At 34.7% G+C, this 13,768-nt stretch carries 14 protein-coding genes and 1 pseudogene; 12 read left to right on the plus strand and 3 right to left on the minus strand.

Annotation, left to right across the window (positions count from 1 at the left end):
- Positions 1 to 15: 15 nt before the first annotated feature.
- The 12 genes and pseudogenes from QWY78_RS01815 to hisIE form a co-directional block, all read left to right on the plus strand.
- Positions 16 to 1,191 (plus strand): glycosyltransferase family 87 protein, encoded by a 1,176-nt coding sequence (locus QWY78_RS01815; protein ID WP_290216044.1) that lies wholly within the window; start codon positions 16 to 18, stop codon positions 1,189 to 1,191.
- Positions 1,192 to 1,336: 145 nt separating this feature from the next.
- Positions 1,337 to 2,266: a glycosyltransferase family 2 protein gene (locus QWY78_RS01820; RefSeq protein WP_290215960.1), complete on the plus strand. Its 930-nt coding sequence runs from the start codon at positions 1,337 to 1,339 to the stop codon at positions 2,264 to 2,266.
- A 3-nt stretch (positions 2,267 to 2,269) separates the two neighbouring features.
- The gene (locus QWY78_RS01825) at positions 2,270 to 3,370 is read left to right on the plus strand and encodes a glycosyltransferase family 4 protein (RefSeq protein WP_290215961.1); all 1,101 of its coding nucleotides are present in this window, start codon (positions 2,270 to 2,272) and stop codon (positions 3,368 to 3,370) included.
- 42 nt (positions 3,371 to 3,412) lie between these two features.
- Positions 3,413 to 3,841 (plus strand): hypothetical protein, encoded by a 429-nt coding sequence (locus QWY78_RS01830; RefSeq protein WP_290215963.1) that lies wholly within the window; start codon positions 3,413 to 3,415, stop codon positions 3,839 to 3,841.
- Between the two features lie 263 nt (positions 3,842 to 4,104).
- The gene (hisG, locus tag QWY78_RS01835) at positions 4,105 to 4,962 is read left to right on the plus strand and encodes an ATP phosphoribosyltransferase (RefSeq protein ID WP_290215965.1); all 858 of its coding nucleotides are present in this window, start codon (positions 4,105 to 4,107) and stop codon (positions 4,960 to 4,962) included.
- Positions 4,963 to 5,158: 196 nt separating this feature from the next.
- The gene (hisD, locus tag QWY78_RS01840) at positions 5,159 to 6,454 is read left to right on the plus strand and encodes a histidinol dehydrogenase (protein ID WP_290215967.1); all 1,296 of its coding nucleotides are present in this window, start codon (positions 5,159 to 5,161) and stop codon (positions 6,452 to 6,454) included.
- Positions 6,444 to 7,466: a histidinol-phosphate transaminase gene (gene hisC, locus QWY78_RS01845; protein ID WP_290215968.1), complete on the plus strand. Its 1,023-nt coding sequence runs from the start codon at positions 6,444 to 6,446 to the stop codon at positions 7,464 to 7,466. The genes hisD and hisC overlap by 11 nt, the downstream gene beginning before the upstream one ends.
- Before the next feature lie 3 nt (positions 7,467 to 7,469).
- The gene (gene hisB, locus QWY78_RS01850; protein ID WP_290215970.1) at positions 7,470 to 8,564 is read left to right on the plus strand and encodes a bifunctional histidinol-phosphatase/imidazoleglycerol-phosphate dehydratase HisB; all 1,095 of its coding nucleotides are present in this window, start codon (positions 7,470 to 7,472) and stop codon (positions 8,562 to 8,564) included.
- Complete coding sequence (gene hisH, locus QWY78_RS01855) at positions 8,561 to 9,139, plus strand: imidazole glycerol phosphate synthase subunit HisH (protein ID WP_290215972.1); 579 nt, start codon at positions 8,561 to 8,563, stop codon at positions 9,137 to 9,139. The genes hisB and hisH overlap by 4 nt, the downstream gene beginning before the upstream one ends.
- Before the next feature lie 268 nt (positions 9,140 to 9,407).
- Positions 9,408 to 10,127, plus strand: a complete 720-nt coding sequence (hisA, locus tag QWY78_RS01860; RefSeq protein WP_290215974.1) for a 1-(5-phosphoribosyl)-5-[(5-phosphoribosylamino)methylideneamino]imidazole-4-carboxamide isomerase — start codon at positions 9,408 to 9,410, stop codon at positions 10,125 to 10,127.
- A complete protein-coding gene (gene hisF, locus QWY78_RS01865) occupies positions 10,121 to 10,873 on the plus strand; it encodes an imidazole glycerol phosphate synthase subunit HisF (protein ID WP_290215975.1) in 753 nt (250 codons plus the stop codon). The genes hisA and hisF overlap by 7 nt, the downstream gene beginning before the upstream one ends.
- 80 nt (positions 10,874 to 10,953) lie before the next feature.
- A pseudogene (hisIE, locus tag QWY78_RS01870) lies at positions 10,954 to 11,550 on the plus strand (bifunctional phosphoribosyl-AMP cyclohydrolase/phosphoribosyl-ATP diphosphatase HisIE); the annotation flags it as partial.
- A 45-nt stretch (positions 11,551 to 11,595) separates the two neighbouring features.
- Here the strand turns inward: hisIE and QWY78_RS01875 are convergent.
- The 3 genes from QWY78_RS01875 to rpmI all read right to left on the minus strand — a co-directional run bounded on the left by QWY78_RS01875 (position 11,596) and on the right by rpmI (position 13,581).
- Positions 11,596 to 12,789, minus strand: a complete 1,194-nt coding sequence (locus tag QWY78_RS01875) for a M20/M25/M40 family metallo-hydrolase (protein ID WP_290215977.1) — start codon at positions 12,787 to 12,789, stop codon at positions 11,596 to 11,598.
- A gap of 77 nt (positions 12,790 to 12,866) precedes the next feature.
- Positions 12,867 to 13,211 (minus strand): 50S ribosomal protein L20, encoded by a 345-nt coding sequence (gene rplT, locus QWY78_RS01880; RefSeq protein WP_290215979.1) that lies wholly within the window; start codon positions 13,209 to 13,211, stop codon positions 12,867 to 12,869.
- 172 nt (positions 13,212 to 13,383) lie between these two features.
- Positions 13,384 to 13,581, minus strand: a complete 198-nt coding sequence (gene rpmI, locus QWY78_RS01885; protein ID WP_027377392.1) for a 50S ribosomal protein L35 — start codon at positions 13,579 to 13,581, stop codon at positions 13,384 to 13,386.
- Positions 13,582 to 13,768 lie beyond the last annotated feature (187 nt).

The raw sequence follows: 13,768 nt of genomic DNA on the forward strand, positions 1-13,768 counted from the left end.
TCAAAATATTTCTAAATTATTTTGAAAGATAAATTCTTAAAAATCATTTCAAATCCCAAATTCATTTTTGGGATTTATCTGATTGTTTCCGTTGCTTCCGCGATTGCGAAATATCTGGGAGGACCTTTGAAATACAATAATTATTTAATTTTCAAAAAAGTTTTCTACAATACTTTAGATCAGAAAAATATTTACCTTTTAAACCCAGATTTTCATTTTGATTCTAATCATTATGGCGTGTTTTTCAGCGTTCTTATTGCGCCTTTTGCGCTTTTACCAGATTGGTTGGGTATGATTTTGTGGAATATTGCCAATACTTTGGTTTTCCTTTTTGCCATTCACAAATTGCCATTTTCTACTGCTAAAAAAGCGTTTTTTGCTTGGCTTTGTTTACAAGAATTCATCACTGCAGCAGTAAGTTTGCAGTTTAATATTGCATTAACAGGTTTGCTAATGCTTTCTGCAGTTTATATTTACGAGCGCAAAGAAACGCAATCTGCAATCTCGATTATGATTGGTTTTTTTGTAAAATTATACGGAATTGCCGGACTTTCAGCGTTCTTTTTTGTTAAAAATAAATGGAAATTCATTCTATCATTAATTGGTGCAGGAGTTTTATTGATCATTTTACCGATGCTCATTTCCAGTCCACATTTCGGAATTCAGTCTTATGCAGATTGGTTTCAATCGTTATCAGAAAAAAATTCTTCCAATCAAGTTTTGGGGAACCGACAAGATTATTCTTTGATGGGAATTGTGAGACGTGTTTTGGGAGATGCATCTATTTCTAATCTTACCTTTTTACTTCCCGGAATGGCGGTTTTCGCATTGCCTTATTTAAGAATTAAACAATACAAAAATCTTCCTTTTCAATTGATGATTTTGGCTTCTACGCTTTTGTTCATCGTGCTTTTCAGTTCAGGTTCAGAATCTCCAACGTACATTATCGCAGTTGCAGGAGTGATGATTTGGTTTTTGATGCAAAAGAAAAAAAGTGCACTTGATATTGGACTTTTAATTTTTGTCATCATTTTAACGTGCTTTTCTTTTTCAGATTTGTTTCCACAATTCATTAAAGATGAATATATCATGAAATATTCTCTAAAAGCATTACCTTGTTGCATCGTTTGGTTTCGGGTTATTTATGAATTGATGACCAAAGATTTTGAAAAAGATTATCAATTAGACTAAAATAATTTAGACCTTATAAAATTTTTATTAATTAATTTTCTTCAACCATTGCTAAGTGAAACGCCTTTGCGAACAAAAAAAAAAGTACGAAAAACATTATATTTGTAAAGAAAATCCTTGCGTTTCTTTGCGTTAAAAACAACAAGTGAAAAAAATCTCCATCATTATTCCTGCTCACAACGAAGAGCAAAATGTCGCTTTAATTCATCAAAGAATTAAGGAAGTTTTTTCTACGCTCGAAAATTATCGGTTCGAAATTATTTTTGTGAATGATGGAAGCAGAGATCAAACTCAAGCCAAAATTGAAGAATTATCCCAACAATTTGAAGAAATAAAATACATAGAATTTTCCCGAAATTTCGGACATCAACCTGCCGTGAAAGCCGGAATGGACGCATCTAACGCTAATGCAATAATTTCTATGGATGCAGATTTGCAACATCCGCCAGAATTAATCCCAGAATTGATTAAAAAATGGGAAGAAGGTTTTGATATAGTTTATACAATCAGAACGTATCCCAAACAAATTTCAAAATTTAAAAGAAAAACTTCTTCACTTTATTATAAATTTTTGGCGAGTATTTCAGATGTAAATCTTCGTGAAGGAGGCGGTTCAGATTTTAGATTGATGGATTCTTCGGTAGTTGATGTGGTGCGAAATATGAATGAAGCGGATATTTTCCTCCGCGGACTTTCAAATTGGATGGGTTTCAAACAAACCGGAATCAGTTTCACAGCAGGAGAAAGAGCCAGTGGAGAAAGCAGTTATGACCTCCAAAAAATGATGAAGTTTGCATTTACAGGAATTACGGCATTCAGCGTAAAACCTTTATATTTAGCGGCTTATCTTGGATTTATTTTTTCAATTTTGTCTGTTTTTGGTTACGGAATTTATGTGGTTCATTCATTTGTGACAAAAACTGAAATTTCTGGTTGGGCTTCTTTAATAATGACAGTCGTATTTTTCGGTGGTTTGCAATTGATTATTCTTGGAATCATCGGAATTTATTTGGGAAAAATCTTCAAGCAAGTGAAAGAAAGACCGAATTACATCATCAGAAGTAAAAATTTTTAGAAGATGCGAATTGCTTTTGATGGGAAACGTTTTTTCAATAATAGTTCTGGTTTAGGTAACTATTCACGGGATTTGGTGAGAATTCTCGCTACTTATTTTCCAGAAAATGAATATATACTTTTTAATAAAAACCAGTCTGAAAAAGGAAAGGAGATTCTCGAAATATCCAATGTTTCATTTGTAGAAACCACAAAAGGAAATTTTTCCCGGCAATTGAAAATGGGAAAGGACGCACAAGGTTTTGGTGCCGATATTTTCCATGGTTTATCGGGCGAACTTCCTTTAAAATGGACAGAAAAGCCCATCAAAAAAATCGTTACGATTCATGATTTGATTTTCATGAGATTTCCGCAATATTATTCCTTTTTTGATCGCAGAATTCATTTATGGAAGTTTAAAAATGCTGTAAACCAAGCAGATTTGGTAATTGCTATTTCGGAGCAAACCAAAAAAGACATCATTCAATATTTAAAAATTTCTGAAGATAAAATTCGGGTGGTTTATCAAGGTTGTCACAGTGTTTTTAAAGAAAATCAAAGCGATGAGTTTTTAATTAAAACAAAAGAAAAATTCAATTTACCCGAGAGATTTATTTTAAATGTAGGAACCATTGAAGCCAGAAAAAATCTTTTAAACATCGTAAAAGCAATTGATGGAACTGAAATTCCACTGGTCGTCATTGGAAAAAAGACCAAATATTTTAATACAATAAAAAAATATTTAGTTAAAATTAAAATCGAAGATCAAGTTCAGTTCCTTGAAAATGTTTCGATGGAGGAGTTGGCTGCGATTTACAAATTAGCAGATCTTTTCGTTTACCCAAGTTTGTTTGAAGGTTTTGGAATTCCTGTTATTGAATCTCTATTTTCTAAAACTCCAGTAATTACCAGTAATTTGAGTTGTCTTCCAGAAGCAGGTGGAGAAAATTCGATGTACGTAAATCCGTATCAATTTGAAGACATAAAATCTAAAATTCTATTTCTTTGGAACAATGAATCCGAACGAAATCGCCGTGCAGAAAAGGGTTTAGAATTTGTGCAAAAATATAATGATGAAAATATTGCGGAGAATTTGATGAGGGTTTATCGGGAACTTGTGCAGTAAATAAAAAATATACTTCAATAGAAATTACTAATTATCAAGCAGATGAAAACTATTTTATTTTTTACCTTATTTCTAATGTCAGCGCTTTTATATTCGCAGGATGAGAAGCAAAGATTCGAAAACACCCAAACCAAACAATTGACTTCTAATGCTGCTTATAATACTGCCATTGACCAGATGCAGAGCAGTGCCGACAAGAATACCCAAGAAAAGATCAAACAGCTAGACGACCAATTCGAATTAAATTTCAGTGAAAAAGCAAAACTGGAAAATAAAATAAAATTGCTTCAGCAAAAGAAAAATCAAGCGGAAGATAAATTAACAAACGCGAAATCGGACGCTGAAAAGGAAAAGTTTAGTGAAAAGATCGCAGACCTCATTCTTGATATCACCAAGATTAATAAGAAATTGGCAGACAATGAGATCGAATTAAAAAATCTTCAGGAGTTGTTTAAAACATTGAATAAATAATTTTAATCACTGTTTATTAGATGGTTACGATTTTATAAAAATTTTATCTTGCATGCCTTGTTTTTTTTAAGGTATATTTGCACCGTTATAAACAACATGAAAAATACAACCGCTTTATTCCATCATCATCATCTCATCTAAAGACGAGTTGATTTAATGTGGTCCAAAGTGACTTAAAATAATAAAAAACCGTCTGAGCAAAGACGGTTTTTTTTTGTGTTTCACATGAAGACATTTGTTCAGACCCATTCCCAAAACTGAACATGAACAAATTAAAAATTGCCCTTCAGAAAAGTGGCAGACTTAGCGAAAAATCCCTGGAACTTTTAAAAGAATGTGGCATCAAAATCCCCGATTTTAAAAGCAAACTTAAGAACTCAGCAACCAATTTTCCTCTTGAAATTCTTTTCCTTCGTGATGATGATATTCCAAAATATGTAGAACAAGGCATTGTAGATATTGGAATTATCGGTGAAAATGAAGTTTTGGAACAGAACAAAAATGTGGACTTGGTAAGAAAACTGGGTTTTGCTAATTGCAGACTTTCATTGGCAATTCCAAAAGACCAAGACTATTTAGATCTTAGCTTTTTCCAAGGAAAGAAAATTGCGACTTCTTATCCAACCATCGTTCAACATTATTTCAATCAGAACAATATTACTGCGGAAATCGTGGAGATTTCTGGTTCGGTAGAAATTGCGCCAAGCATCGGTTTAGCAGATACGATCGCCGATCTGGTGAGTTCTGGAAGCACGCTTTTACACAATGGTTTGAAAGAAGTAGAGCAGGTTTTAACCAGTGAAGCGGTTTTAATTGCCAATCAAAATCTTCCCGAAGATATTTCCCTCCTCCTAGAATCTTTCCTGTTCCGAATTCAAGCCGTCATTAATTCCAGAGAGAACAAATATATTTTGTTGAACGCACCAAATGAATCCCTTGAGAAGATCATCGATATTTTACCCGGCATGAAATCACCGACCGTTTTACCTCTTGCCGAATCTGGATGGAGTAGTATTCACTCCGTCGTTCGGGAAAATGAATTCTGGAAAATTATTGATGAATTAAAGAAATGTGGAGCCGAAGGAATACTGGTGATACCAATTGAAAAAATGGTTTTGTAGAAAGATTAGACATGAGACAATTAGATGTTAGACATGAAACATTAGAATCTAATAATTAGTAAAAAGTATAATGTACAATGTACTAAAAAAGGCAATACGCCTTCGCTGAGTCAAACGTCTTTGCAATCAATTGGTCAACAGAATAATAAAATTCCTTAGCGTCTTTGCGTTAGAAATAAGTCCAAAAACAGTAAACATGAAAAATATATTAAAATATCCGGAAAAAAGTACCTGGGAAACACTCTTGAAAAGGCCCGCTCTTGAAAAGAAAGATTTAAGAAATACCGTTCAGGAGATTTTCTTGAAAGTAAAAGATGTAGGAGATGTTGCTCTAAGAGAATTTTCTTTAAAATTTGATCAGGTTACGATCGAAAATCTTTTGGTTTCTGAAGAAGAAATTGAAAATGCTACTAATTTCGTTTCAGAAGATTTAAAATTAGCGATTTCACAAGCAAAAGAAAATATTTTCCAATTTCATTTTGCCCAAAAAGAAAAATCGGTAGAAATAGAAACGACAGAAGGAGTCGTGTGTTGGCGAGAATCTAGAGCCATAGAAAATATCGGTTTGTACATTCCAGGTGGAACTGCACCACTTTTTTCCACCGTTTTGATGTTGGCAATTCCGGCAGAAATTGCTGGTTGCAAAGAAGTTGTTCTTTGTACACCTCCTCAAAAAAATGGAAAAATTAATCCTGCAATTTTATATACTGCGAAATTATGTGGAATTACAAAAATTTTTAAAATTGGTGGCGCTCAAGCAATTGCAGCACTCACTTTCGGTACAGAAAGTATTCCCAAAGTGGACAAAATTTTCGGTCCTGGAAATCAATATGTCACTCAGGCGAAACAATTGGCGATGGAATATAATGTCGCCATCGATTTGCCGGCGGGTCCAAGTGAAGTTTTGGTTATTGCTGATCAAAAAGCAAATCCAGAATTTTGTGCGGCAGATTTACTTTCTCAAGCGGAACACGGAACGGATTCGCAAATTATTTTCATCGCGACTGATGAAATCATATTTAATGAAACTTTACGAGAAATCGAAATACAATTGGAGGAACTTCCACGAAATGAAATTGCTAAATCAGCTTTAGAAAACAGTCGTTTTATTTTGATGAGAACTGTTGATGAAGCTCTTGAAATGAGTAATTTCTACGCTCCGGAACATTTAATTTTAGCAGTTGATAATCCTAGAAATTATATTGCGAAAATCACAAATGTAGGTTCTGTTTTCCTCGGAAATTATACGCCGGAATCTGCCGGAGATTACGCAAGCGGAACCAATCACACTTTACCGACCAATGGTTTTGCCAAAAATTACAGCGGCGTTTCTCTCGATAGTTTCGTTAAGAAAATAACCATTCAGGAAATATCAAAAAAAGGTCTTCAAAATATTGGAAAAACGATCGAATTAATGGCAGCTGCAGAAGGTTTGAATGCCCACAAAAATGCAGTTTCACTTCGCTTAAAATCTTTAGAAAATGGAATTTAATTTAGAACAAACAATCAGACCACATTTGGTGGGAATGAAATCCTATTCCACTTCGCGACCGACCGATGACAAAGACCAGTTTACTCTGCTGGATGCCAACGAAAGTCCTTTTGGAAATTACAACCGATACCCCGACGCTGAAAATGTACAACTCAGAAGAAAACTTGCAGAGATTAATAAAATAAACTTAGCCAATTTATTTTTAGGAAATGGCAGCGACGAGTTGATCGATTTGGTGATGCGGGTTTTTTGTGAGCCGGCGAAAGATTCGATCATGGTGTTCAATCCGAGTTTTGTGATGTACGAGATTTATGCAAAAATGAATAACGTAGCCGTCGAAAAACTGCAGTTGAATGCTGATTTTCAATTAAATAAAATAGAATTTGAAGAGACGTTAACAAATACAAAGGCTAAAATTGTATTCCTCTGTTCACCCAATAATCCCACTGGAAATTCAATTAATGATTTGGAATTTTATATTCAAAGCTTTAAGGGAATTGTGGTTGTGGATGAAGCGTATATCGAGTTTTCTCCAGAAGAATCTGCTGTTGGTTTATTAAAAAAATATCCGAACTTAATTGTTTTAAAAACATTATCCAAAGCTTATGGAATGGCCGGATTAAGAATCGGCGTTGGGATTTCGTCGCCAGAAATTGCTTCATTTATTAATCGGTTCAAACCTCCTTATAATATCAGTTCAGAAAGTCAGAGACTGGCTTTGCAGCAATTACAAAATGGACAAGAACAAGCTGAGAATATCCAAATAATTTTATCAGAGAAAGAAAAATTGAAGAAAGGTTTGGCGGAAAATAAAGAGGTGGTTAAAATCTATCCGTCAGATGCCAATTTCTTTTTGATCGAATTTAAAGATGCCGAAAAGGTTTATCAAAAATTACTTCAAGCCAACATCTGGACGAGTCTTCGTCATCCGGCTTTAAAAAATTGCCTTCGGTTAAGTGTCGGGAAACCTGCCGAGAATTTAAAAGTTTTAAACGTATTATCAGAAATCTAAATCATGAAAAAAGTATTATTCATCGACCGCGACGGAACTTTAATTGTAGAACCGCCCATTGATTTTCAGGTAGATTCTCTAGAGAAATTAGAATTCTATCCAAAAGTCATTCAAAATTTAGCAAAAATTGTTACAGAATTGGATTATGAATTGGTCATGGTAACCAATCAAGATGGTTTAGGAACTGATTCTTTTCCGGAAGAAGATTTCCGAATTCCACAGGAGAAAATGCTGAAAACTTTTGAAAATGAAGGAATTGTTTTTTCTGATCTTTTAATTGATGACAGTTTTGAATCCGACAATTCGCAGAATAGAAAACCCCGGACTGGATTGCTTCAGAAATATATTTACGGAAATTACGATCTGAAAAATTCTTTCGTTATCGGTGACCGAAAAACAGATGTAGAATTAGCGAAAAATTTAGGTACACAATCTATTTTTATCGGAGCAGAAAATTTGGAAGAAGCTAATTTAACCACGCAAAGTTGGGACGAGATCTACCAATATTTAAAGCAGATTCCACGAAAAGCGAAGGTGAACCGAAAAACAAAAGAAACCGAAATTACGGTTGAGCTGAATTTAGATGGAAGCGGGAAATCGAATATCAATACCGGTTTGGCATTCTTCGATCACATGCTCGAACAAATCTCAAAACATGGAAATTTTGATTTGGAAATTGAGGTAAAAGGTGATTTGCAGGTTGATGAACACCACACGATCGAAGATACCGCGTTGGTTTTGGGAACTTGTTTTGAACAGGCTTTAGGTTCCAAAAAAGGAATTGAAAGATATGCTTTCTCGTTACCAATGGACGATTGTTTGGCACAAGTTGCTTTGGATTTTGGCGGACGAAATTGGTTGGTTTGGAATGTCGATTTTAAAAGAGAAAAAATTGGTGATGTTCCGACAGAATTGTTTTACCACTTTTTTAAATCTTTCACTGATACTGGAAAATGCAATCTGAACATTCAATGTGAAGGCGAAAATGAACACCATAAAATTGAATCGATTTTCAAAGCTTTTGCCAAAGTTTTACGGGATTCTGTGAAGCAGGATCAAAACAATTTTTCAATCCCAAGTACCAAAGGAATATTATGATAGCAATCATCGATTACGGCGCCGGAAATGTAAAATCCGTAGAAAATGCCATCCGGAAATTAGGATTTGAAAGCCTCATTACGTCAGATTTTGAGGAGATCAGAAAGGCGGGAAAAGTGATTTTTCCGGGAGTGGGAGAAGCTTCCACGGCGATGAATTATTTAAAGCAAAGAAATTTAGATACTTTGATTCCCACTTTAAAACAACCGTTTTTAGGAATCTGTCTCGGACAACAATTGTTGTGTGATTTTTCGGAAGAAGGAAATACACAATGTCTTGGAATATTTAATTTGAAAGTAAAAGAATTTCCAGCTACCGATATTGTTCCGCACATGGGTTGGAATAGTTTACAAGAAATTAAAGGCGATCTTTTAGATGGGATTTCTACAGATGATAATTTCTATTTCGTGCACAGTTATTATTGTGAAGCAGGAGAAAATACGACTTCTGAGTGCGTTTATATTTTGCCTTTCTCTGCGACTTTGCAAAAAGACAATTTCTACGGAACCCAGTTTCACCCTGAGAAATCTGGAGATATCGGTTCTAAGATTCTAGAAAACTTTTTAAAACTATAATAATTTAACCACAAAAGTCACAAAAGTAAAAGTTGAAATTTGATCTCTTTAAAGTTTGCATAAGCTAAATCCAAAATTTTGTTTTCTTCTTAATTTCAGATCTGCTAGCTAACTATTACTTTGTAATTTTTTATCAGTGTCGTTTCCCATTGCTAAGTGAAACGCCTTTGCGTCCTTAACAAGAATTATAAACAGGATAATTATAAAGAAAATCTTTGCGTCCCTTGTGTTAAAAATTTACAGCAATTGCATACCAAATAAAATACGAATGAAAGTAATTCCAGCCATAGACATTATCGACGGAAAATGCGTGCGTCTTTCTAAAGGTGATTACGATACCAAAAAAATCTATCACGAAAATCCTTTGGATATTGCCAAAGAATATGAAGCCCACGGAATCCAATATCTGCATTTGGTCGATTTGGATGGGGCAAAAGCAAAAACGATTAAAAATTTAAAGACTTTAGAAATGCTCGCTTCTCAAACCGATCTAATAATTGATTTTGGCGGGGGAATAAAAACCCGCGAAAGTTTAGAAAATGCTTTCAACGCTGGTGCGAATCAAGTCACGATCGGAAGTATCGCCGTAGAAAATTCAAAGCTTTGTGAAGAATGGATCACTAAATTTGGAGCCGAAAAATTAATTTTAGGCGCAGATTGTTTAAACCGGAAAATAAAAGCGTCCGGTTGGTTAACCGATTCTGATTTGGACGTTTTGGACTTTATTCAATCTTATGAACGTAAAGGAATCAAAGAAGTTATTTGCACCGATATTTCCAAGGACGGAATGTTGCAAGGGCCTTCCTTTGAATTGTATCAGGAAATTTTGAATCAATCGGAAATTTCTTTAATCGCCAGTGGCGGAATTTCTTCTATGAAAGATCTGGAGGATTTAAAAGAGATCGGTTGTTCTGGTGCAATCATCGGAAAAGCCATTTACGAAGGAAAAATAAGTTTAAAAGAACTTCAAAAATTTAATCAATGTTAAAGAAAAGAATTATTCCGTGTTTGGATATTAAAGATGGGAAAACGGTAAAAGGAATTCAGTTTGAAGATCTGCGAATTGCCGGTGATCCGGTGGAACTTGCTAAAAAATATGTGAAAGACGGCGCTGATGAATTGGTTTTTCTGGATATTACGGCCACTTTAGAAAATAGAAAAACACTCATCGAACTCGTTGAGAAACTGAGTTTAGAGATTAATATTCCTTTTACTATCGGAGGCGGAATTTCTTCTGTTCAGGATGTTGAAGCTTTATTAAAAGCGGGCGCAGATAAAGTTTCCATCAATTCTGCGGCTGTAAGACGTCCGGAACTGGTTCAGGAAATCGCCCAACAGTTCGGAAATCAATGTGTCGTTGTGGCTATCGATACGAAACAGATCGACGGTGATGATTATGTGTTTATTAATGGCGGAAAAATTCAAACGGAATTAAAAACTTTAGATTGGGTAAAGACCGTTGCAGATTTAGGAGCGGGGGAAATCTTATTGACTTCAATGGATTTTGACGGTACCAAAAATGGTTTCGATATCCGAATGTTGCAGAATGTTTCCGAGGTTTGCCAACTCCCAATCATCGCTTCCAGTGGCGCGGGAAAAATGGAAGATTTTACCGAAGTTTTCACCAATACAAAAGTGACGGGAGCTTTGGCTGCCAGTATTTTTCACTTCAATGAAATTAATATAACCGACTTAAAAGAAAATTTAAAACAAAATAAAATCGCCATTCGATAAAATAGCCATAAATAAGTTTACCAATAAACTTGAATACTATTTGGTGAGATTGCAGATGATATTTTAAAAACAATAAAAAATTAAAGATGAAATTAGATTTTGAAAAAGGAAATGGTTTAGTTCCGGTAATTATCCAAGACCATCGCACACAGCAGGTTTTGATGTTGGGCTACATGAACGAAGAAGCTTTGGAATTAACGCAAAAAGACGAACGCGTTCATTTCTTCAGCCGCACCAAAAACCGAATTTGGCTGAAAGGTGAAACTTCAGAAAATTACCTCTATGTGAAAAGCATCAAACAGGATTGTGATTCCGATGCTTTATTAATTCAGGTAAAACCAGCCGGAAATGTTTGTCATACGGGAAGTTTTAGTTGTTTTGATGGAAAAAATTCCAAAGGTTTTTTATATGAACTGGAAGAAACAATTTCAGAACGCATTGATCAAAAAGTAGAGAAATCTTACACTTACGACCTCTACCAAAGAGGAATCAATAAAATGGCGCAGAAAGTAGGAGAGGAGGCTGTAGAATTGGTCATCGAGGCCAAAGATGATAACGCCGGTCTTTTTAAAAATGAAGCGGCAGATCTGCTCTATCACTTTTTAATTTTACTAAAAGCGAAAGGGTTTGCACTGCGTGAAATTGAAGATTTGCTGATGGAGAGAAATAGAACATAAAAAAACCTGAGCAAATACTCAGGTTTTCTCAAAAAATTAGTTAAATTATTTTTTAATAATTAATTTCTTAGTGGTGCTTTCGCTTTGGGTTGTTACTTTAACCATATAAACACCCGTTTTTAGTTTAGAAGTGTTTAATACTTGTTGATCTTCAGATTGCATTACTACTTTTCCGGTCATGTCTACAACAGTGGTCGAATAGCCTTTTCCATCAAGACCCAAATTCACATAATCATTTGCAGGATTAGGGAAAATAACCACGCGGTCTTTTAAATCTTTTTTGGTATTGATTGTGCTTAGAACGAGGTCGGTATTCGCGACAGCAAAATATTGTATTGCGCCTACGATGCCTTTGGTAACTTTATATAAAAAAACAGGATCCATGTTTACATAAGTATCACCAGAAGTATGCGGCTTCGTACTTTCTTTTGTTTCGTATAAGCCAGTAACTACATATCCTTCAGCTTCAAATGGCATATAATCAGAACGCTCAACATAAGAGTTTACGGGACTGATGGTTGAATAATTTATTATATTTTGAGATAATTCTGCACTTACTACCGCAGAGGCCGCATTATTAGAGGATGGATTACTAGGATACATGCCCGCTGGAAAACTTGGCGTACCATCTCTTTCTACATTAATTTGAACATTATTAAACCCTGCAACACCACCAATTTGATCTAAATTGAGAACCAATTTAATATCCATTCTAGGGTTGGTTGCTTTTACTACATTGGTCACATATGCTTTACTTCCAAGTAATCCTTGTTCCTCACCAGAGAAATTTATAAATTTAATAGAGTATTCTGTAGGTACATCTTTTAGTATTCGAGCAGCTTCTAAGATGGCTGCAACGCCACTACCATTATCATTAACACCTGGACCATTAATGGTATCGTAATGTCCGCAAATAATAATAAAAGTGTTTGGGAAAGTCGTTCCTGTTTTGGTAACAATTACATTTTTAGTTGCCGCACCAGAAACGGTAAAACTCTGTGTCGTAATCTCAGAAGCAGAATATCCTAAGGCGGTATATTTATTCTGTAGCCAAGTCGCTGCATTGTTATTTGCAGTAGTTCCAGTTTTCTTGATGCCGTAACTTGCAAATTCATTTAAGTTGGTATTGATATTTGCTTGGGTAACAAGATCAGCGCGGTCTTTGTAAGTTTGAACAAAAGTTTGGGAGTAACTTTTAACCGTAATTAAAACAATTGGCAAGAGTAAAAACTTTTTCATAAAATTTTTTTTCAAATATATAAAAAAATCCTAAACAAATGTTTAGGATTTATAATTGATAACAAAAAATTTTACATTTATTTTACTTGGTCCACAATCGCTTTGAACGCTTCAGGGTGATTCATCGCTAAATCCGCTAAAACTTTTCTGTTCAATTCGATATTGTTTGTTTTAAGAGCACCCATAAACTGGGAGTAAGACATTCCATGTTCTCTTGCACCAGCGTTGATACGCGTGATCCATAGCGATCTGAAGTTTCTTTTCTTCTCTTTTCTACCGCGGTAAGCATATTGCATTGCTTTTTGTACGGCGTTTTTTGCGACCGTCCAAACATTCTTTCTTCTACCGAAAAAACCTTTGGCCAGTTTGATAACTTTTTTTCTGCGAGCTCTAGAAGCTACGGCATTTACTGATCTTGGCATAATTTAAATTTGTTTTTTTTGAAAAGGGCGGAGGTTTAAAATTAGTAATGAAAAAGGAAAATTTAATAATTCTTCAATATTCATTTTTAATTATTCATTCACTTAGGTGCACCGTTTCAGGGTTAAATTTTCTGAATTTGTTAATTCTTATAAACCGATTGATTTATAAAAACTATTTTAAAGCTAATTGACGTAAAACACTCTTTTTGTCCACTTCTGCAACATAAGAAGTTTGCGTAAGATTTCTCTTTTGCTTCGTTTCTTTTTTGGTCAAGATGTGGCTTTTGAAAGCACCTTTTCTTTTAATCTTACCAGTTCCGGTAAGCTTAAAACGCTTCTTAGCACCTGATTTAGTTTTTAATTTTGGCATTTTTGCTTAATTTATCTATTTGTTATCAATATCTTTTTCTTCTCACGTGCACACCCTTTACAGTATTCTACACATTTTTCAGACTGCAAAAGTACGAAATTTCAGCGAATTAAAAAAAGATATTTTATATAATTGTTTTTAGGTTGGGGCGTGCCCTTCAGTCGCTCATGATCTCGCCTGACGACCA

Origin of the sequence: Kaistella yonginensis (assembly GCF_030409525.1) — a bacterium.
In the GTDB taxonomy this organism is placed as follows: Bacteria; Bacteroidota; Bacteroidia; order Flavobacteriales; family Weeksellaceae; genus Kaistella; species Kaistella yonginensis.

Bases quoted from the DNA above. Each gene is read 5' to 3' on its own strand.
- QWY78_RS01825 (WP_290215961.1), top strand. From the start codon at position 2,270: ATGCGAATTGCTTTTGATGGGAAACGTTTTTTCAATAATAGTTCTGGT.
- QWY78_RS01830 (WP_290215963.1), top strand. From the start codon at position 3,413: ATGAAAACTATTTTATTTTTTACCTTATTTCTAATGTCAGCGCTTTTA.
- hisG (WP_290215965.1), top strand. From the start codon at position 4,105: ATGAACAAATTAAAAATTGCCCTTCAGAAAAGTGGCAGACTTAGCGAA.
- hisD (WP_290215967.1), top strand. From the start codon at position 5,159: ATGAAAAATATATTAAAATATCCGGAAAAAAGTACCTGGGAAACACTC.
- hisC (WP_290215968.1), top strand. From the start codon at position 6,444: ATGGAATTTAATTTAGAACAAACAATCAGACCACATTTGGTGGGAATG.
- hisB (WP_290215970.1), top strand. From the start codon at position 7,470: ATGAAAAAAGTATTATTCATCGACCGCGACGGAACTTTAATTGTAGAA.
- hisH (WP_290215972.1), top strand. From the start codon at position 8,561: ATGATAGCAATCATCGATTACGGCGCCGGAAATGTAAAATCCGTAGAA.
- hisA (WP_290215974.1), top strand. From the start codon at position 9,408: ATGAAAGTAATTCCAGCCATAGACATTATCGACGGAAAATGCGTGCGT.
- hisF (WP_290215975.1), top strand. From the start codon at position 10,121: ATGTTAAAGAAAAGAATTATTCCGTGTTTGGATATTAAAGATGGGAAA.
- QWY78_RS01875 (WP_290215977.1), bottom strand. From the start codon at position 12,789: ATGAAAAAGTTTTTACTCTTGCCAATTGTTTTAATTACGGTTAAAAGT.
- rplT (WP_290215979.1), bottom strand. From the start codon at position 13,211: ATGCCAAGATCAGTAAATGCCGTAGCTTCTAGAGCTCGCAGAAAAAAA.
- rpmI (WP_027377392.1), bottom strand. From the start codon at position 13,581: ATGCCAAAATTAAAAACTAAATCAGGTGCTAAGAAGCGTTTTAAGCTT.